The organism is Pseudomonas sp. HMSC063H08, assembly GCF_001813645.1.
Classification (GTDB): Bacteria; Pseudomonadota; Gammaproteobacteria; order Pseudomonadales; family Pseudomonadaceae; genus Pseudomonas; species Pseudomonas aeruginosa.
On the sequence record NZ_KV813383.1, the window covers coordinates 1 to 18,469 of the forward strand.

The window sequence follows — 18,469 nt, forward strand, 5'->3', positions numbered from 1 at the left end:
AAATCGGCAGGCGTTCATGCGATTGCCCTGGGGGGGTTCTAGGGTATGCGCAATATCCAATGGCGCACAATGGTATTGTCGAGCTGCTTTGCATCTATGGTTTCATTTTTGGTGGCTTGGCTGTTCTTTTGCTATTGTTGCTTTTTGTCTACTCTGTATTTTTGCTTGTCTTCCGGCGAAGAAAAACAGCTTGTACAGAGTTAGGCTTCTTATGCTCTGCATTTATAATCTGGTTCGTTAATTATGTCTTTAGCGGCGGTGGGCTTTTCCATCCGGTAGGGGCTGCATTGTTCTGGCTCGTTGTTTTTCGCTTTCTTTATATTTTGAGGCGGAAAAGGGACGTTGAACACATTAGTAAAGAGGTGGTGTATGGATAAGAACTCTGTTCTGTTAATTACCGGTGGAACTGGTTCCTTTGGAAATGCCGTTTTGAAGCGTTTTCTGGATACAGATATTGGTGAAATACGTGTATTCAGTCGGGATGAGAAGAAGCAAGATGATATGCGTAAGTGCTATGCTCACCCCAAGTTGAGGTTTTATATTGGAGATGTCCGCGACTATCAAAGCACTCTGAATGCTACTCGCGGTGTGGACTACATTTTCCATGCGGCTGCATTGAAACAGGTTCCCTCTTGTGAGTTCTACCCGATGGAGGCTGTGAAGACCAATGTCATCGGAACGGAAAATGTCCTCGAATCTGCTATCCAGAATGGCGTCAAAAAAGTCGTTTGTCTGAGTACGGATAAGGCAGTTTACCCAATCAATGCCATGGGTATTTCAAAGGCCATGATGGAAAAGGTCATGGTCGCCAAGTCTCGAAACCTGGAACGCACTCCTACCGTAATTTGTGGCACCCGTTATGGTAACGTCATGGCTTCAAGGGGCTCGGTCATTCCTCTCTTTATCGAGCAAATGCGATCAGGCCAGCCTCTCACAATCACTGATCCAAACATGACACGTTTCATGATGACGCTTACGGATGCCGTAGACCTTGTGCTTTATGCTTTCGAGCATGGTACCAATGGAGATCTTTTTGTACAGAAAGCACCGGCTGCAACCATCGAGGTGCTGGCTCATGCGCTTACTCAATTGCTTGGCAAGAATGGTTATCCTATCAATGTAATAGGTACGCGTCATGGAGAGAAGCTTTATGAGGCGCTTCTTAGTCGAGAGGAAATGGCCTGTGCTGAAGACATGGGTGACTATTATCGTATCCCCCCAGATTTGCGTGATCTGAACTATAGTAAGTTTGTGGAGCAAGGCGAGGAAAAAATTACTCATACAGAGGACTATAATTCTCATAATACCAAACGTCTGGATATCGAAGGAATGAAAAAGCTGTTGCTGAAGTTGGATTTCATTCGTGCTATTCAGCGTGGCGAGAGTGCCAGTCCAGAGGAATAAACGATGAAAGTTCTTGTAACTGGCGCGAATGGATTTGTTGGAAGGAATCTGTGCGCTCATCTTGCAGAGCGGGGTGGTATCGAGGTGGTGCCATTCACCCGCGAGAGTAGTGTTGGTAATTTGCCTGAGCTAATTCGTTCCGTCGATTTTATTTTTCATCTTGCCGGGGTCAATCGTCCGGAAAAACCAGAAGAGTTTAAGATCGGGAATTCCGAACTCACGTATGCTCTGTGTGAGGCGGTAAGGTCCAATGGACGAGCCATACCACTTCTTTATACTTCATCCATTCAGGCTGAGGTGGATAATGAGTACGGTTTAAGCAAGCGAGCCGCAGAAGAGCATCTCCAAGTGCTAGGTGAGGATATTGGTTGTCCTGTCTACATATTTCGCCTTCCTAATGTATTCGGTAAATGGTCGCGTCCGAATTATAATTCAGCGGTTGCGACTTTTTGTCATAATATTATTCGAGATATTCCGATTCAAATTAACAATTCCTCGGCAGAGATCACTCTTGTATACATAGATGATGTGGTTCGCACCTTCATGAAAGTCATGGATGGGAAGCTATCCAATGCAGTTTCACTACAGGTCGAGCCCCAGTATCAGATTTCTGTTGGTGAGCTCGCAGAACAATTGTATGAGTTTCGTAATAGTCGAAAGTCACTGACTACCGCAAGGGTTGGCTCGGGATTGACGCGCGCCTTGTACTCGACTTATCTAAGTTTCTTGCCAGAAGATAGTTTTAGTTACGACGTGCCAATGCATTCGGATCCGCGTGGCACATTCGTCGAGATGCTGAAGACCGCGGACTCTGGCCAGTTCTCGTTTTTTACGGCTCATCCAGGTGTTACCAGGGGCGGGCATTACCATCACTCGAAAACCGAAAAGTTTCTGGTTATCAAAGGGATGGCACGTTTCAAGTTTAGAAACATCCTGACCGGGGCATTTTACGAAATTTGCACTAATGGTGAAAAGGCAGAAATTGTCGAAACAGTACCTGGATGGACTCATGACATTACTAATGTCGGAACTGACGATATGGTAGTCATGTTGTGGGCTAACGAAGTATTTGATCGGGAAAATCCGGATACCTACGCTTGTTCAGTAGGCGAAGGTGCGTAAGGTATAGTGAGATAACAATGCAGAAGCTAAAAGTCGTTACGGTTGTTGGAACTCGTCCTGAGATTATTCGCTTGTCTAGGGTCATGGCGAAGCTTGATCAGTACTGCGATCATGTACTTGTCCATACTGGACAGAATTATGATTACGAACTTAATGAAATATTTTTTCAGGACCTCGGTATAAGAAAGCCGGATTATTTTCTAAACGCCGCCGGGTCTTCCGGGGCTGAAACGATAGGGAATGTAATAATCGCAGTCGATCGTGTTCTGGGCGAAATAGATCCCGATGCGCTGCTCGTGCTGGGTGATACCAATAGTTGTATGGCGGTACTGCCTGCAAAACGGCGTAAGATACCGACCTTTCATATGGAAGCAGGCAATCGCTGTTTCGATATGCGTGTGCCTGAAGAGATAAATCGGCGCATTGTCGATCATACAGCTGATGTAAATTTGACCTATAGTACAATTGCGCGTGATTATCTCTTGCGTGAAGGACTTTCTCCAGACATGGTTATCAAGACTGGTAGCCCTATGTTCGAAGTTCTCGAGCACTATCGTGACGGGATCGAGTCCTCCGATATTCTTGAAAGGCTCGGGTTGAAAACAGAGCGGTTCTTTGTCGTGAGTGCGCACCGAGAGGAAAACATAGATTCGGATAAGAATTTCTTGAAGTTGGTTTCTATGCTCAACGCTGTGGCAGAAAAGTACTCGCTGCCCGTCATCGTATCAACTCACCCTAGAACAAAAAAGAGAATTGAGGCGACGGGGGCAAAGTTTCACGAGGGTATTAAACTGCTGAAACCCCTCGGCTTTAAGGATTACAATAAACTGCAAATTACAGCCAAGGCAGTTATTTCTGACAGTGGGACCATCAGTGAGGAGTCTTCAATACTGAATTTTCCCGCTTTGAATATTCGTGAGGCTCATGAACGCCCAGAAGGCATGGAAGAGGCTGTGGTGATGATGGTCGGACTGGATTCGGATCGAGTACTACAAGCACTCGAGGTGTTGGAGGGACAGAGGCGCGACGCAGAGCGCATGTTACGCTTGGTCGCTGACTATAGCATGCCCAACGTTTCTGAAAAGATTGTTCGCATAGTTCATAGCTATCGGGACTATGTCATGCGAACTGTCTGGAAAAAATATTAACTTGAGGCGTGGAGTTGATGGCAAGGATATTTGTGGTTTCTGAGTATGTCGGTGCCAATCAGAACTCCACGGGATACTATTGGGAGAAGATAATAGGAAAGATGCAGCGGGAGTTTGGTGGGCTAACCGTAATTTTCCCGCTGACCGCAGGTGAAACCCCGCCTGTGGTTTCACCTTCCGTTGAGCAAGAATGCTTTAAGTTTCCGAGGAGCAATAAGAATAGGCTCCTTTCTAGAGGATTAGCGCAGATTTTTCAGGCGTTTCTGTTCTCAGTAAAATTGACTTCTCGTGCCAGACGAGGAGATGTGGTATTGAGTGGAACCAACCCTGCTCTTCTACTGATGACGTTTCCCTTGCTAAGGTATGCCCTCGGTTTCAAGTGGGTGCTGCTGGTGCATGATGTGTTTCCCGAGAACTTGGTGCCGGCGGGCGTTCTGAAGAAAGATAGTATTGCCTACCGGCTTCTACGTCGTCTCTTTTCTTTCATTTACTCATCCGCTGATCGTCTAGTCGTAATAGGGCGCGATATGGAAGCTCTTATGAAAGAGAAGGTGAATGACCCGCGATCTTTGGTCTTTATTTCGAATTGGGCCTGTGAGAAAGAGGTTTTCCCAGTACCGAGAGAGGATGCTCCTTTTATCAATATTCCTGAATGGAAAGGTAAAAGGGTTTTCCAATTTTTTGGTAATGTCGGTCGATTACAAGGTATAGAAAACATACTTTCTGCTATTCAGTTGGTTAAAAACGAGAAGGCGGCTTTTGCTTTTATTGGAGATGGTGCCTTGGTCGACAGTGTAAAAAAACACGCGCTGGAAGATCAGTGTGCTCGGTTGAGGTATTTTGGAAGGCTGCCATTAGCCGAAAAGAATTTTGGTTTGGCTGCCTGTGACGTTGCCTTAGTTACCTTAGAAGAAGGAATGTTCGGGCTTGGGGTTCCCAGCAAGGCATATTTCTCCATGGCAGCAGACAAACCGATTCTAGCTGTCATGGAAAAAGGGGCTGAAATCTCCCGTATAATAGATGAGACCGGAATCGGTTGGAACTGTCCGCCGAATGATCCGGTTGCTTTGGCAAGATTGATCGATGAGATTTGTGAACTCGACTTGTCTAGTTTAGGCGGAGTCCCGCGGAGTGTCCTTCAGCAAAATTATTCTGAATATATTTCATTGGAAAAATTCGCTGCCTGTGTTCGACCGCTTCTGTCTGAGTCGAAAATATGATGAAGGTGCTGGTAACCGGGGCTAGCGGTTTTGTCGGGAGTGCGCTTTGCAGGTCGCTTGCTGCCGGCCCCTTTCAGGTTGTCGGACAAGTACGATCCCTGTGCAATCCTGTTACGGGGGTTGAGTATGTTCGAGCGGAGCTGAAAGAGAGCACTAAGCTTGATGCTGCGCTGCGGGGTGTTGAATGTGTAGTTCATCTAGCTGGACGAGCCCATATCTTTGGAAGGCAGCGTGATTCACTAGATATTTTTCGGAAGGTGAATCGCGATGCTACTCTGGCGCTTGCTCGGCAGGCGATCGAAGCATCTGTAAAGCGTTTCATTTTTGTTAGTTCTATTGGTGTAAATGGCGCTTTAACCAAAGAAAAGCCCTTCGATGAGAACTCCAAGCCGGCTCCTCATGCAGAATATGCGATTTCAAAGTTTGAGGCTGAAGTAGCGCTTCGGGAGCTTTTCAAGCAGTCCTCAACAGAACTTGTTATCGTCAGGCCTCCACTCGTTTACGACTGGAATGCTCCTGGAAATTTCTCGCGATTGTTGAAGCTGGTTGCTTCGGGACTTCCTCTTCCATTTGGTTGCATAGATAACCGACGAAGTTTTGTTTCTCTGGATAATTTAGTTGACTTTCTAGCTTGCTGTATGACGCACCCTTCTGCTGCCGGCGAACTGTTTTTGGTATCCGATGGTCAGGAGATTTCTACCAAGCAACTGGTGACTGCGCTTGCTGCGGGAATGGGGCGTCGCCCCATCATGTGGCCTGTTCCTAGGTTTATTCTGAGGTTTCTTAAATTAGTAGGAAAGGGTGGGTTATACACTCAGTTATGCTGCTCACTAGAGGTCGACTCGTCGAAAGGCAGGCTTTTGCTTGGTTGGGAACCCCGCAAGAGCACCCTTTCCGCGTTGGAAGATGTTGGTAGAATATATGTCAAACGTACTGAATGATTATCTGCAGGCGCTTTGCTACTAGCATGGCGTACCACGCAGAACAATCGAATAGAACCCTGTTGAAGGGGTGAGAGTATTTTTGGGGATAAATTTATAAATGGAAGAATGGTATTTGTTACTCGCTGCAGCTGGGGTTTCGGGACTGCTTACAGGCCTCTTGCGTCGTTATGCCTTAGCGAGGAGCTTACTTGACACCCCTAACTCTCGAAGTTCCCATGTCGTTCCCACTCCACGCGGAGGAGGGGTCGCCATTGTAGTTACTTTTTGTCTCATGCTGCCTATTTGGGCTGTACTGGGAAATATCTCATGGGCCGTGTCCTGGGCTTTACTTCTCGCTGGCGGCGGGGTTGCCATTATTGGATTCATGGATGATCACGGTCATATCGCCGCACGCTGGCGTCTGCTGGGACATTTTAGTGCAGCCTTGGTCTCATTGTACTTTTTGAATGGCATACCACCATTTCAGATTGTTGGTGTCAGTTGGGACCTGGGGTGGTTCGGAGGACTTCTCTTTGCTTTCTATCTCGTGTGGTTGCTGAATCTCTATAACTTCATGGATGGGATCGATGGACTTGCTAGCCTTCAGGCCATTTTTGTCTGTGTTGGTGGGGCATTATTATACTGGCTGAATGGCCAACTGACGCAGGCTTTGCTCCCCTTATCGCTAGCTTTTGCCGTTTTTGGATTCTTGTTCTGGAATTTTCCACCCGCAAAAATTTTCATGGGAGATGCGGGTAGTGGTTTTCTGGGGATTGTTTTAGGAATTCTTTCCATTCATGCCATGTGGATGAATACGAATTTTTTCTGGGCATGGTTGGTCCTGTTAGGCGTTTTCATCGTCGATGCGACCTATACCCTGATTCGTCGCTTGCTGAGAGGGGACAAGGTGTATGAGGCTCATCGAAGCCATGCCTATCAATACGCAAGCCGATACTATGGAAAGCATGCTCCTGTTACGATTGGCGTCACGGCATTGAACGTCATCTGGCTCCTCCCTATAGCCTTGTTGGTCGGGAGTGGGTCTCTAGAGCCTTTGATGGGCATCGTCATAGCCTACGTCCCTCTCGTTTTTCTGGCAGTGAGGTTCAAGGCGGGTAAGCTAGAGTCGTCCGCTCAGGCCTAAAGGAGTAGGGGAATGCTAGATCGTTTAAGAGTAAAGTTGTTATCCATGCCTCGTCGCTGGAAACGTTTGCTTCAAGTGGCTACGGATATCCTTCTGGTATGGCTGTCTCTGTGGCTCGCTTTTGTGGTCCGTCTAGGCACAGACGATATGATCGACGTGTTCGGCGAGCATGCATGGCTTTTCATCACTGCGCCGGTCATCGCCATTCCACTATTCATTCGCTTCGGCATGTATCGCGCGGTGATGCGCTATCTCGGTAACGACGCATTGATCGCCATCGCCAAGGCGGTGACCATCTCGGCTCTGGTGCTGTCGCTGGTGGTGTACTGGTATCGTGGCGCGCCGGCGCCGGTGCCGCGTTCCCTGGTGTTCAACTACTGGTGGTTGAGCATGCTGCTGATCGGCGGCTTGCGTCTGGCCATGCGCCAGTATTTCATGGGCGACTGGTACTCTGCTGTGCAGTCGGTACCATTTCTCAACCGCCAGGATGGCCTGCCCAGGGTGGCTATCTATGGCGCGGGGGCGGCCGGCAACCAGTTGGTTGCGGCGTTGCGTCTCGGTCGGGCGATGCGTCCGGTGGCGTTCATCGATGACGACAAGCAGATCGCCAACCGGGTCATTGCCGGTCTGCGGGTCTATACCGCCAAGCATATCCGCCAGATGATCGACGAGACGGGCGCGCAGGAGGTTCTCCTGGCGATTCCTTCCGCCACTCGGGCCCGGCGCCGAGAGATTCTCGAGTCCCTGGAGCCGTTCCCGCTGCACGTGCGCAGCATGCCCGGCTTCATGGACCTGGCCAGCGGCCGGGTCAAGGTGGATGACCTGCAGGAGGTGGACATCGCTGACCTGCTGGGGCGCGACAGCGTCGCACCGCGCAAGGAGCTGCTGGAACGGTGCATCCGCGGTCAGGTGGTGATGGTGACCGGGGCGGGCGGCTCTATCGGTTCGGAACTCTGTCGGCAGATCATGAGTTGTTCGCCTAGCGTGCTGATCCTGTTCGAGCACAGCGAATACAACCTCTATAGCATCCATCAGGAACTGGAGCGTCGGATCAAGCGCGAGTCGCTTTCGGTGAACCTGTTGCCGATCCTCGGTTCGGTGCGCAATCCCGAGCGCCTGGTGGACGTGATGCGTACCTGGAAGGTCAATACCGTCTACCATGCGGCGGCCTACAAGCATGTGCCGATCGTCGAGCACAACATCGCCGAAGGCGTTCTCAACAACGTGATAGGCACCTTGCATGCGGTGCAGGCCGCGGTGCAGGTCGGCGTGCAGAACTTCGTGCTGATTTCCACCGACAAGGCGGTGCGGCCGACCAACGTGATGGGCAGCACCAAGCGCCTGGCGGAGATGGTCCTTCAGGCGCTCAGCAACGAATCGGCGCCGGTGCTGTTCGGTGACCGGAAGGACGTGCATCACGTCAACAAGACCCGTTTCACCATGGTCCGCTTCGGCAACGTCCTCGGTTCGTCCGGCTCGGTCATTCCGCTGTTCCGCGAGCAGATCAAGCGCGGCGGCCCGGTGACGGTCACCCACCCGAGCATCACCCGTTACTTCATGACCATTCCCGAGGCGGCGCAGTTGGTCATCCAGGCCGGTTCGATGGGGCAGGGCGGAGATGTATTCGTGCTGGACATGGGGCCGCCGGTGAAGATCTTGGAGCTCGCCGAGAAGATGATCCACCTGTCCGGCCTGAGCGTGCGTTCCGAGCGTTCGCCCCATGGTGACATCGCCATCGAGTTCAGTGGCCTGCGTCCTGGCGAGAAGCTCTACGAAGAGCTGCTGATCGGTGACAACGTGAATCCCACCGACCATCCGATGATCATGCGGGCCAACGAGGAACACCTGAGCTGGGAGGCCTTCAAGGTCGTGCTGGAGCAGTTGCTGGCCGCCGTGGAGAAGGACGACTACTCGCGGGTTCGCCAGTTGCTGCGGGAAACCGTCAGCGGCTATGCGCCTGACGGTGAAATCGTCGACTGGATCTATCGCCAGAGGCGGCGAGAACCCTGAGTCATCGTTCTCCGGAAAAGGCCGCCTAGCGGCCTTTTTTGTTTTCTCCGTACGATGTTTCCGGTGCCGGACCAGGAAGCGACTGCTTTGCTGGGGCTGTCGATCCAGGTGCGTTCCACGGCGATAAGGTGGTTTCGTGGATGGGCATGAAGCCCTCTACGTGGTCATTCATCTCTGAAGGAGTGCACCCATGCACCTAATCAAATCCGCTCTGCTTCTCATCCTGTTCGCCTGTCTTCCGTTTTCGGCTTCCGCCGCACCGGTCGCCGTCGCCAAGAATCCGCTGGCCGCAACGACACCTGCGACGACCGTGTCGCCGGGGGAGCAGGTCAATATCAATACGGTCGATGAGGCCGACCTGATACGGGGGCTCAACGGTGTCGGCGAGGCCAAGGCCAGGGCGATCCTCGAGTATCGTGCGGCCCATGGTCCGTTCGTCTCAGTGGATCAACTGCTGGAAGTGAAAGGGGTAGGCCCGGCGTTGCTGGAGAAGAACCGGTCGCGGATCGTCATCGAGTGAGGTGCGACTGAAGGGGCGAACTTTCGTCCCGATAACGAAAAAGCCCCCGGCATGTGCCGAGGGCTTTGAATTTGGCTCCGCGACCTGGACTCGAACCAGGGACCCAATGATTAACAGTCATTTGCTCTACCGACTGAGCTATCGCGGAACAGCGAGGCGTATGTTACTGATTAAAAAGGGGAAGTCAAGCCTCTCCCGATGACTTCCCCTTTTTCCCTACAGGACCTGGACGATGGCCTTGGTGATGGTCTCCAGGTTCGATTTGTTCAGCGCGGCGACGCAGATACGGCCGGTGCTGACGGCGTAGATACCGAACTCGGTCTTCAGGCGCTCGACCTGGTCGGCGGTCAGGCCGGAATAGGAGAACATGCCACGCTGGCGACCGACGAAGCTGAAGTCGCGCTTGGCGCCGTGGGCTGCCAGTTGCTCGACCATCGCCAGGCGCATGTCGCGGATGCGGTCGCGCATCTCGCCCAGTTCCTGCTCCCAGAGGGCCCGCAGTTCCGGGCTGTTGAGCACGGAGGAGACGACGCTGGCGCCGTGGGTCGGTGGGTTCGAATAGTTGGTGCGGATCACCCGCTTCACCTGGGACAGCACGCGGGCCGATTCATCGCGGCTTTCGGTCACGATCGAGAGGGCGCCGACGCGTTCGCCATAGAGCGAGAAGGATTTGGAGAACGAGCTGGAAACGAAGAAGCTCAGGGCCGACTGGGCGAACAGGCGCACCGCGGCGGCGTCTTCCTCGATGCCGTTGCCGAAGCCCTGGTAGGCGATGTCGAGGAACGGCACGTGGCCCTTGGCCTTGAGCACGTCCAGCACCTGTTTCCAGTCGTCCAGCTCGAGATCGACGCCGGTCGGATTATGGCAGCAGGCGTGCAGGACCACGATCGAGCGGGCCGGCAGGGCATTCAGGTCTTCCAGCAGGCCGGCGCGGTTCACGCCATTGCTGGCGGCGTCGTAATAGCGGTAGTTCTGCACCGGGAAGCCGGCGGCTTCGAACAGTGCGCGGTGGTTTTCCCAGCTCGGGTCGCTGATGGCCACGGTGGCGTCGGGCAGCAGGCGCTTGAGGAAGTCGGCGCCGAGCTTGAGGGCGCCGGTGCCGCCGACGGCCTGGGTCGTGACCACGCGGCCGGCGGCCAGCAGCTCGGATTCGTTACCGAACAGCAGTTTCTGTACGCCCTGGTCGTAGGCGGCGATCCCTTCGATCGGCAGGTAGCCGCGCGGCGCGTGGGCCTCGATGCGGGCCTTCTCGGCAGCCTGCACGGCACGCAACAGCGGAATGCGCCCCTCCTCGTTGTAGTACACGCCCACGCCCAGGTTGATCTTGCCCGGACGGGTATCGGCGTTGAAGGCTTCGTTCAGGCCAAGGATGGGATCACGCGGTGCCATTTCGACGGCAGAAAACAGACTCATTTTGCGGCTGCTCGGAGTGTGAAGAGAGGAGGGCAACGCAACCCGTTATGCGGGGGCGCAAAGGGTTGCGCAAACGGGGGGTTATTATAGACACCCCTTGATGCATGCGGCGACATTTAGGTGCATGCTTTCAGCTATTTCTGACGCCGGATTTTCCTTGGCGTCACAGCTCCCTGCGAGGTTTTTCATGGATACGTTCCAACTCGACTCGCGCTTCAAGCCCGCCGGCGACCAGCCGGAAGCCATCCGGCAGATGGTCGAGGGGCTGGAGGCGGGGCTTTCGCACCAGACCCTGCTGGGGGTGACGGGCTCTGGCAAGACTTTCAGCATCGCCAACGTGATTGCCCAGGTGCAGCGCCCGACCCTGGTCCTGGCGCCGAACAAGACCCTGGCGGCCCAGCTCTACGGGGAGTTCAAGACGTTCTTCCCGCACAATTCCGTGGAGTACTTCGTTTCCTACTACGACTACTACCAGCCGGAGGCCTACGTACCGTCTTCCGATACCTATATCGAGAAGGACTCCTCGATCAACGACCATATCGAGCAGATGCGCCTGTCGGCGACCAAGGCGCTGCTCGAGCGTCCGGATGCGATCATCGTCGCCACCGTGTCGTCCATCTACGGCCTCGGTGATCCCGCGTCCTACCTGAAGATGGTCCTGCACCTGGACCGCGGCGACCGCATCGACCAGCGCGAACTGCTGCGGCGACTGACCAGCCTGCAGTACACCCGCAACGACATGGATTTCGCCCGTGCGACTTTCCGTGTGCGTGGCGATGTGATCGACATCTTCCCGGCCGAATCCGATCTCGAGGCGATTCGTGTCGAGTTGTTCGACGACGAGGTGGAAAGCCTCTCGGCCTTCGATCCGCTCACCGGCGAGGTGATCCGCAAGCTGCCGCGCTTCACCTTCTACCCCAAGAGCCACTACGTGACTCCGCGCGAGACGCTGCTGGAGGCGGTCGACCAGATCAAGGCCGAACTCAAGGAACGCCTGGACTACCTGCGCAACAACAACAAGCTGGTGGAAGCGCAGCGCCTGGAGCAGCGCACCCGTTTCGACCTGGAGATGATCCTCGAACTGGGCTATTGCAACGGCATCGAGAACTACTCGCGCTATCTTTCCGGGCGGGCCCCCGGCGAGCCGCCGCCGACGCTCTATGACTACCTGCCGGCCAACTCGCTGCTGGTTATCGACGAATCGCACGTCAGCGTTCCGCAGGTCGGCGCGATGTTCAAGGGCGACCGCTCGCGCAAGGAGACCCTGGTGGAATACGGTTTCCGTCTGCCTTCGGCGCTGGACAACCGGCCGCTGCGCTTCGAAGAGTGGGAGGCGGTGAGTCCGCAGACCATCTTCGTCTCCGCTACCCCGGGCCCCTATGAGGCGGAACATGCCGGGCGGGTCATCGAGCAGGTGGTGCGTCCCACCGGGCTGGTCGATCCGGAGATCGAGGTACGCCCGGCGATGACCCAGGTGGATGACCTGCTCTCGCAGATCCGCCAGCGTGTGGCCAAGGACGAGCGGGTGCTGGTGACTACCCTGACCAAGCGCATGGCCGAGGACCTCACCGATTATCTCGGCGATCACGACGTGCGGGTGCGCTACCTGCACTCGGACATCGATACCGTCGAGCGAGTGGAGATCATCCGCGACCTGCGCGCCGGTGCGTTCGACGTGCTGGTGGGGATCAACCTGCTGCGCGAAGGCCTGGACATGCCCGAGGTGTCGCTGGTGGCGATCCTCGACGCGGACAAGGAAGGCTTCCTGCGCTCGGAGCGCTCGCTGATCCAGACCATCGGTCGTGCCGCGCGCAACCTGCACGGCAAGGCGATCCTCTACGCCGACAACGTCACCGGCTCGATGCAGCGTGCGATCGACGAGACCGAGCGGCGTCGGGCCAAGCAGATCGCTTTCAACGAAGCCCATGGCATCGTGCCCAAGGGGGTGCGCAAGGACATCAAGGACATTCTCGAAGGCGCCGTGGTGCCCGGCGCGCGCGGCAAGCGCAAGGGCGTGGCCAAGGTGGCGGAGGAGAGCGGGCGCTACGAGAACGAACTGCGCTCGCCGAGCGAGATCAGCAAGCGCATCCGCCAACTGGAGGAAAAGATGTACCAGTTGGCCCGCGACCTGGAGTTCGAGGCGGCGGCGCAACTGCGCGACGAGATCCAGACGCTGCGCGAGCGCCTGGTCAACGTCTGAACCTCAGTGAGCCCCGGCGTCGGCGCGGGCGCCGATGCCGGCCGGCAGCGAGCGGGTCAGCAGCACCGCGAGCATGCTCACTGCGAGCACCATGCCGATGACATGGAAAGCATCGTTGTAGGCCATGATCATCGCCTGCTGGTGGGTGATCTCGCTGAGTTTGCCCAGCGCCGCCTGCTGGCTGCCCAGTTGCGCGGCGAGTTGCGCGAGGCGTTCGTCGACCTGCGGGTTGGTCGGCACCAGGGCTTCGCGCAGATAGTCGAAGTACACCTTGGCGCGACTGTCGAGCAGGGTCGCGAGCAGGGCGATGCCGATGGCGCCGCCGAGGTTGCGCAGGATGTTGAACAGGCTCGAGGCCGAGCCGGCATCCTGTGGCTGCAGGTAGGCGGTGGCGATCAGCGAAATGGTCACCATGATCATCGGCTGGCCGAGGGCGCGCAGTAGCTGGATCTGGTTGAACTGCGGTCCGGCGAAGTCCGGGTTGAGCACTCCGGAGAAGAAGCTGGCAAGGCCGAACAGGCCGAAGCCGGCGGCGCAGAGCAGGCGCGGCGAGACCAGCTTCATCAACTTCGGGACCAGCGGGATCAGGAACAGCTGGGGAATGCCCATCCACATGATCACCTCGCCGATCTGCATGGCGTTGTAGCCCTGGATTTGCGCTAGGTACAGCGGCAGTACGTAGATCGAGCCGTACAGGCCCATGCCCAGACCGATGCTGGAAATGCTCGCGAGGCCGAAGTTGCGGTTGCGCAGGATGCCCAGGTCGATCAGCGGGTTCGGCCGCGACAGCTGCAGGATGACGAACAGGACCAGGCTGAACAGGGCGACGCTGCCGAGGCTGACGATCAGTTGCGACTCCAGCCAGTCCTTGCGGTGACCTTCCTCGAGGAAGACCTGCAGGCAGCCCAGGCCGATGCCGAGGGTGACGATGCCGGCGTAGTCGGTACTCTTCAGCAGTTCCCAGTGCGGCGCCTTTTTCTCCAGGCCGTAGAGCAGCCCGGCGATCATCAACAGGCCCGGCGGCACGTTGATATAGAAGATGTATTCCCAGCCGAAGTTTTCCGTCAGCCAGCCTCCCAGGGTCGGTCCGATGGAGGGCGCGAAGGTGGCGGTGATGGCGAACAGCGCCATGCCCTTCGGACGGTGGTGTTCCGGCAACTTGACCAGGGCCAGGGTGAACGCCAGCGGAATCAGCGCGCCGCCGGTGAAACCCTGCATGGCGCGGAACACGATCATGCTTTCCAGGTTCCAGGCGAACGAGCAGAGCAGCGAGGACACCAGGAAACCCACCGAGATCATCACCGCCAGGCGCCTTGCCGAGAGCAGCTGCACCAGCCAGGCGGTCATCGGGATCATGATGATCTCCGCCACCAGGTAGGAGGTGGAGATCCACGAGCCTTCCTCGAGGGTCGCCGCCAGCGCGCCCTGGATGTCCTTCAGCGAGGAGTTGGTGATCTGGATGTCGAGCACCGCCATGAATGCGCCGAGCATGGCGCTGAGCACCGCGATCCAGTCGCGCCGGGTCGGTTCGCCAAGCGGCCGGGCCAGCGCCTCAGCGGTCACGGAGCTCGACCTCGGCTTCGACGGACATGCCGGGGCGGATGCGGCCATGCAGCGGGTTGTCGGCCTCGAACACGATCTTCACCGGGATGCGTTGCACCACCTTGGTGAAGTTTCCGGTGGCGTTGTCCGGTGGCAGCAGGCTGAACTGCGCGCCGGAAGCGGCGAACAGGCTATCGATGCGGCCGTCGATAGGCGTGTCGGGGAAGGCGTCGAAGGTCAGGCGCGCCTTCTGCCCGTCGCGCATGCGGCCGACCTGGGTCTCCTTGAAGTTGGCCTGGACCCAGATGTCTTCGTCCGGCACCAGCGACAGCAAATGGGTACCAACCTGCACGTACTGGCCGTTGCGTGCGCTGCGCTGGCCGACCAGGCCGTTGATCGGCGAATGGATCAGGGTGCGTGACAGGTTGATTTCGGCTTGCGCCAGTTCGGTGCGGGCGCTGGCGATCTGCGCTTCCAGGCGCTTGATCTCGGCGCCCAGGGTGTCGCGCTGGACGCGTTGTGCCTCGAGGTCGGCGCGGGCCTTGGCCAGTTGCGAGCGGGCCACATGGTTGTCGGCGGTGAGGGTGGTGACCCGTTCCTCGGAAACGTAGCCGGGCTTGCGCAGGGCTTCGGCGCGGTTCAGGTCGATCTGTGCGCGGCCAAGGGTTGCCTGGCTGGCGTTGACGTCGGCGGCGCTGGCGGCGATCAGGCTGCCCTGCTGCACCAGCTTGCTGCGCGCCTGGGCCAGTTCCGCCTCGCGGGTGGCCAGCGCGGCCTGGGCGCGCTCGACGGCGAGCTTGAAGTCGGCGTCTTCCAGGCGTACCAGTAGCTGCCCCTTGTCCACGTGCTGGTTGTCGCGCACCAGGACTTCCTCGACCCGCGCGCCCAACTGGCTGGCCACCCGCGTGATCTCGCCCTGGACGTAGGCGTTGTCGGTGCTTTCCACGTGGCGGCCGATGAACCACCAGTGCAGGAAGAAGGCCAGGGCGATCAGGCCGACGGCCACCAGGAAGACGGTCAGGCGACGTTTGAGTTGGGCGGGCATGGGTGGAGTGTTCCGTCGGCAAAATTCGGCCAATCTAGCAGTGTTCCGCCGGACGTTATAGGCGCTACACTTCGGACTCTTTGTTGCTTATAGGGAACAATAATGGGGCTTGATGATGCGCTGATCTTCACCCGCGTGGTGGAGTACCACAGCTTCACCCAGGCCGCGCAGAGCCTGGGCATGCAGAAGTCCACGGTGAGCCGGCGCATCGCCCTGCTGGAGGAGCGCCTGGGCGTGCGCCTGCTCAATCGCACCACCCGCAAGTTGCGCCTGACCGAAGTAGGGCAGGCCTACTACGAGCGCTGCCGGCAGATCATGCACGATTTCGCCGAGGCCGAGCAGGCGGTCATGCAGCTGCAGCAGGCGCCGTCGGGATTGCTGCGGATCACCTCGCCGATAGAGTTCGGCCAGATGTTCCTCGCCAGCCTGCTGGGCGACTTCATGCGCCAGTACCCGCAGATCACCGCCGAGGTCGAGCTGGCCTCGCGCAGCGTCGATCCGCTGCAGGAGGGCGTCGACATCGTGATCATGGTCGGCCAGCCGGAGGATTCCACCCTGGTGGCCCGTCGCCTGCTCTCTACCAGCCGCTGGCTCTGCGCCAGCCCCGACTACCTGGCGGCGCACGGCACGCCGACATCGGTGGCCGAGCTTGCCGGGCATCGCGCGGTCCTTCTGTCCACCGACTCCCAGCGCTACTGGCCGCTTTCTGGAGACAGCCTGCCCTGCCAGCGGGTGCTGTCCTGCAACAACATCACCTTCGCCCGCGAGGCGGTGGTCGCCGGTGCCGGCATTGCCGCGCTACCGGCGCTGATCTGTGCGGAGAGCGTGCACAGCGGGCGTCTGGTGCGTTTGCTGGCGGACGTGCCGTTGCCGGTCGGCGAACTGTATGCGGTCTATCCTTCGCGGCGTTTCCAGGCGATGAAGGTCAAGGCCTTCCTCGATTTCCTGATCAGCCGCCTGCCGGCCGACACCGGTCGTTTACTGGAGCCGGAGGCGGCCCGCCTGATAACATCGCGCCCCTGAATTTCCGTTTTAACTTCCGCTTGGCAAGAGAGTCTCCATGACCACTGTTCGTACTCGCATCGCCCCGTCGCCGACGGGCGACCCGCACGTCGGTACCGCATACATCGCGCTGTTCAACCTGTGCTTCGCGCGTCAGCACGGCGGTCAGTTCATCCTGCGCATCGAGGACACCGACCAGCTGCGTTCGACGCGGGAGTCCGAGCAGCAGATCTACGACGCCCTGCGCTGGCTCGGCATCGAATGGGACGAGGGCCCGGACGTCGGCGGCCCGCATGGCCCGTACCGGCAGAGCGAGCGCGGGCACATCTACAAGAGGTATTCGGACGAACTGGTCGAGAAGGGCCATGCCTTCACCTGCTTCTGCACGCCCGAGCGCCTCGATGCGGTTCGCGCCGAGCAGATGGCGCGCAAGGAAACCCCGCGCTACGACGGCCACTGCATGCACCTGCCGAAGGATGAGGTGCAGCGCCGCCTCGCCGCCGGCGAGTCCCACGTCACCCGCATGAAGGTGCCGACCGAGGGGGTCTGCGTGGTGCCGGACATGCTCCGCGGCGATGTCGAGATTCCGTGGGATCGCATGGACATGCAGGTGCTGATGAAGGCCGACGGCCTGCCCACCTACTTCCTCGCCAACGTGGTCGACGACCACCTGATGGGCATCACTCACGTCCTGCGCGGCGAAGAGTGGCTGCCGTCGGCGCCCAAGCTGATCAAGCTCTACGAGTATTTCGGCTGGGAGCAGCCGCAGCTGTGCTACATGCCGCTGCTGCGCAACCCGGACAAGAGCAAGCTGTCCAAGCGCAAGAACCCGACCTCTATCACCTTCTACGAACGCATGGGCTACCTGCCGCAGGCGCTGCTCAACTACCTTGGGCGGATGGGCTGGTCGATGCCGGACGAGCGCGAGAAATTCACCCTCGCCGAGATGATCGAGCATTTCGACCTGTCGCGCGTCTCCCTGGGCGGACCGATCTTCGACCTGGAGAAGCTCTCCTGGCTGAACGGGCAGTGGATCCGCGAGCAGTCCGTGGAGGAGTTCGCCCGTGAGGTGCAGAAGTGGGCGTTGAATCCCGAATACCTGATGAAGATCGCTCCGCACGTGCAGGGACGGGTGGAGAACTTCAGCCAGATCGCACCGCTGGCCGGATTCTTCTTCAGCGGCGGGGTGCCGCTGGACGCTTCGCTGTTCGAACACAAGAAGCTCGATCCGACCCAGGTCCGCCAGGTCCTGCAACTGGTGCTGTGGAAACTCGAATCCCTGCGCCAGTGGGAGAAGGAACGCATCACCGGCTGCATCCAGGCTGTCGCCGAACACCTTCAGCTCAAGCTGCGCGACGTGATGCCGCTGATGTTCCCGGCCATCACCGGGCATGCCAGCTCGGTTTCGGTGCTGGACGCCATGGAGATTCTTGGCGCCGACCTGTCGCGCTATCGCTTGCGCCAGGCCCTGGAGCTGCTGGGCGGGGCGTCGAAAAAGGAAACCAAGGAATGGGAGAAGATCCGCGACGCCATTCCCGGCTGACCGGCGTTCTTCCACAGTCGATGACGAGGCCCGCCCAGTTGCGGGCCTCGTTTTTTGGGGAGGGGAGGTAAGTGATTGTTCTTCCGGTAAAATTTTTTAGGTTTCGATGAAAAATAATGTTGACAGCCTCAAGCCTCGCCCTTAGTATGCGCCCCGTCTTCACGACGAACTCAACGAAGTGAAGCGATCCAGCGGTACTTTGGGGCTATAGCTCAGCTGGGAGAGCGCTTGCA

Annotated in this window: 15 protein-coding genes and 1 tRNA gene; 12 read left to right on the forward strand and 4 right to left on the reverse strand. The window is 57.4% G+C overall.

Annotated features, from left to right (window positions below; genetic code table 11):
• From HMPREF2924_RS36165 to HMPREF2924_RS07750, 9 genes are all read left to right on the forward strand, one after another.
• A partial coding sequence (locus HMPREF2924_RS36165) for a hypothetical protein (protein WP_218189329.1) occupies window positions 1-377 on the forward strand: 377 nt, incomplete at its 5' end.
• Window positions 370-1,404 carry a polysaccharide biosynthesis protein gene (locus tag HMPREF2924_RS34090; protein WP_023093913.1) on the forward strand — a complete coding sequence of 345 codons (1,035 nt, stop codon included), beginning with the start codon at window positions 370-372 and terminating at the stop codon, window positions 1,402-1,404. The genes HMPREF2924_RS36165 and HMPREF2924_RS34090, both read left to right, overlap by 8 nt.
• Before the next feature lie 3 nt (window positions 1,405-1,407).
• The gene (locus HMPREF2924_RS34095) at window positions 1,408-2,526 is read left to right on the forward strand and encodes a UDP-2-acetamido-2,6-beta-L-arabino-hexul-4-ose reductase (protein WP_003091436.1); all 1,119 of its coding nucleotides are present in this window, start codon (window positions 1,408-1,410) and stop codon (window positions 2,524-2,526) included.
• Window positions 2,527-2,543: 17 nt separating this feature from the next.
• Window positions 2,544-3,674 (forward strand): non-hydrolyzing UDP-N-acetylglucosamine 2-epimerase, encoded by a 1,131-nt coding sequence (gene wecB, locus HMPREF2924_RS07730; protein ID WP_023094582.1) that lies wholly within the window; start codon window positions 2,544-2,546, stop codon window positions 3,672-3,674.
• A gap of 17 nt (window positions 3,675-3,691) precedes the next feature.
• Window positions 3,692-4,894 carry a glycosyltransferase family 4 protein gene (locus HMPREF2924_RS34100; protein ID WP_023093914.1) on the forward strand — a complete coding sequence of 401 codons (1,203 nt, stop codon included), beginning with the start codon at window positions 3,692-3,694 and terminating at the stop codon, window positions 4,892-4,894.
• Complete coding sequence (locus tag HMPREF2924_RS07735) at window positions 4,894-5,835, forward strand: NAD-dependent epimerase/dehydratase family protein (RefSeq protein WP_099319968.1); 942 nt, start codon at window positions 4,894-4,896, stop codon at window positions 5,833-5,835. Before HMPREF2924_RS34100 ends, HMPREF2924_RS07735 begins: the two co-directional genes overlap by 1 nt.
• Before the next feature lie 100 nt (window positions 5,836-5,935).
• A complete protein-coding gene (locus HMPREF2924_RS07740; protein WP_023093916.1) occupies window positions 5,936-6,961 on the forward strand; it encodes an MraY family glycosyltransferase in 1,026 nt (341 codons plus the stop codon).
• Between the two features lie 12 nt (window positions 6,962-6,973).
• A complete protein-coding gene (locus tag HMPREF2924_RS07745) occupies window positions 6,974-8,971 on the forward strand; it encodes a polysaccharide biosynthesis protein (protein ID WP_021265047.1) in 1,998 nt (665 codons plus the stop codon).
• 190 nt (window positions 8,972-9,161) lie between these two features.
• Complete coding sequence (locus tag HMPREF2924_RS07750; protein ID WP_003130535.1) at window positions 9,162-9,491, forward strand: ComEA family DNA-binding protein; 330 nt, start codon at window positions 9,162-9,164, stop codon at window positions 9,489-9,491.
• A gap of 72 nt (window positions 9,492-9,563) precedes the next feature.
• Here HMPREF2924_RS07750 and HMPREF2924_RS07755 read toward each other — a convergent pair.
• A tRNA-Asn gene (locus HMPREF2924_RS07755) sits at window positions 9,564-9,639 on the reverse strand.
• 68 nt (window positions 9,640-9,707) lie between these two features.
• Window positions 9,708-10,904 (reverse strand): amino acid aminotransferase, encoded by a 1,197-nt coding sequence (locus tag HMPREF2924_RS07760; protein WP_003130537.1) that lies wholly within the window; start codon window positions 10,902-10,904, stop codon window positions 9,708-9,710.
• Window positions 10,905-11,091: 187 nt separating this feature from the next.
• Here HMPREF2924_RS07760 and uvrB point away from each other — a divergent pair, with 187 nt between their 5' ends.
• Complete coding sequence (uvrB, locus tag HMPREF2924_RS07765; protein ID WP_003104590.1) at window positions 11,092-13,104, forward strand: excinuclease ABC subunit UvrB; 2,013 nt, start codon at window positions 11,092-11,094, stop codon at window positions 13,102-13,104.
• Between the two features lie 3 nt (window positions 13,105-13,107).
• On the opposite strand, the gene HMPREF2924_RS07770 is transcribed toward uvrB, so the two are convergent.
• Both HMPREF2924_RS07770 and HMPREF2924_RS07775 read right to left on the reverse strand, forming a co-directional pair.
• Window positions 13,108-14,607: an MDR family MFS transporter gene (locus HMPREF2924_RS07770; protein ID WP_003130539.1), complete on the reverse strand. Its 1,500-nt coding sequence runs from the start codon at window positions 14,605-14,607 to the stop codon at window positions 13,108-13,110.
• A 49-nt stretch (window positions 14,608-14,656) separates the two neighbouring features.
• The gene (locus tag HMPREF2924_RS07775; protein WP_003091421.1) at window positions 14,657-15,691 is read right to left on the reverse strand and encodes an HlyD family secretion protein; all 1,035 of its coding nucleotides are present in this window, start codon (window positions 15,689-15,691) and stop codon (window positions 14,657-14,659) included.
• A 102-nt stretch (window positions 15,692-15,793) separates the two neighbouring features.
• On the opposite strand from HMPREF2924_RS07775, the gene HMPREF2924_RS07780 reads away from it, so the two are divergent.
• Both HMPREF2924_RS07780 and gltX read left to right on the forward strand, forming a co-directional pair.
• A complete protein-coding gene (locus HMPREF2924_RS07780) occupies window positions 15,794-16,714 on the forward strand; it encodes a LysR family transcriptional regulator (protein WP_003091419.1) in 921 nt (306 codons plus the stop codon).
• A gap of 37 nt (window positions 16,715-16,751) precedes the next feature.
• The gene (gltX, locus tag HMPREF2924_RS07785; protein ID WP_003130541.1) at window positions 16,752-18,236 is read left to right on the forward strand and encodes a glutamate--tRNA ligase; all 1,485 of its coding nucleotides are present in this window, start codon (window positions 16,752-16,754) and stop codon (window positions 18,234-18,236) included.
• Window positions 18,237-18,469: the final 233 nt, after the last annotated feature.

Excerpts from the sequence above, each read along its gene's own strand:
- HMPREF2924_RS34090 (WP_023093913.1), top strand. The coding sequence starts at position 370 with ATGGATAAGAACTCTGTTCTGTTAATTACCGGTGGAACTGGTTCCTTT.
- HMPREF2924_RS34095 (WP_003091436.1), top strand. The coding sequence starts at position 1,408 with ATGAAAGTTCTTGTAACTGGCGCGAATGGATTTGTTGGAAGGAATCTG.
- wecB (WP_023094582.1), top strand. The coding sequence starts at position 2,544 with ATGCAGAAGCTAAAAGTCGTTACGGTTGTTGGAACTCGTCCTGAGATT.
- HMPREF2924_RS34100 (WP_023093914.1), top strand. The coding sequence starts at position 3,692 with ATGGCAAGGATATTTGTGGTTTCTGAGTATGTCGGTGCCAATCAGAAC.
- HMPREF2924_RS07735 (WP_099319968.1), top strand. The coding sequence starts at position 4,894 with ATGAAGGTGCTGGTAACCGGGGCTAGCGGTTTTGTCGGGAGTGCGCTT.
- HMPREF2924_RS07740 (WP_023093916.1), top strand. The coding sequence starts at position 5,936 with ATGGAAGAATGGTATTTGTTACTCGCTGCAGCTGGGGTTTCGGGACTG.
- HMPREF2924_RS07745 (WP_021265047.1), top strand. The coding sequence starts at position 6,974 with ATGCTAGATCGTTTAAGAGTAAAGTTGTTATCCATGCCTCGTCGCTGG.
- HMPREF2924_RS07750 (WP_003130535.1), top strand. The coding sequence starts at position 9,162 with ATGCACCTAATCAAATCCGCTCTGCTTCTCATCCTGTTCGCCTGTCTT.
- HMPREF2924_RS07760 (WP_003130537.1), bottom strand. The coding sequence starts at position 10,904 with ATGAGTCTGTTTTCTGCCGTCGAAATGGCACCGCGTGATCCCATCCTT.
- uvrB (WP_003104590.1), top strand. The coding sequence starts at position 11,092 with ATGGATACGTTCCAACTCGACTCGCGCTTCAAGCCCGCCGGCGACCAG.
- HMPREF2924_RS07775 (WP_003091421.1), bottom strand. The coding sequence starts at position 15,691 with ATGCCCGCCCAACTCAAACGTCGCCTGACCGTCTTCCTGGTGGCCGTC.
- HMPREF2924_RS07780 (WP_003091419.1), top strand. The coding sequence starts at position 15,794 with ATGGGGCTTGATGATGCGCTGATCTTCACCCGCGTGGTGGAGTACCAC.
- gltX (WP_003130541.1), top strand. The coding sequence starts at position 16,752 with ATGACCACTGTTCGTACTCGCATCGCCCCGTCGCCGACGGGCGACCCG.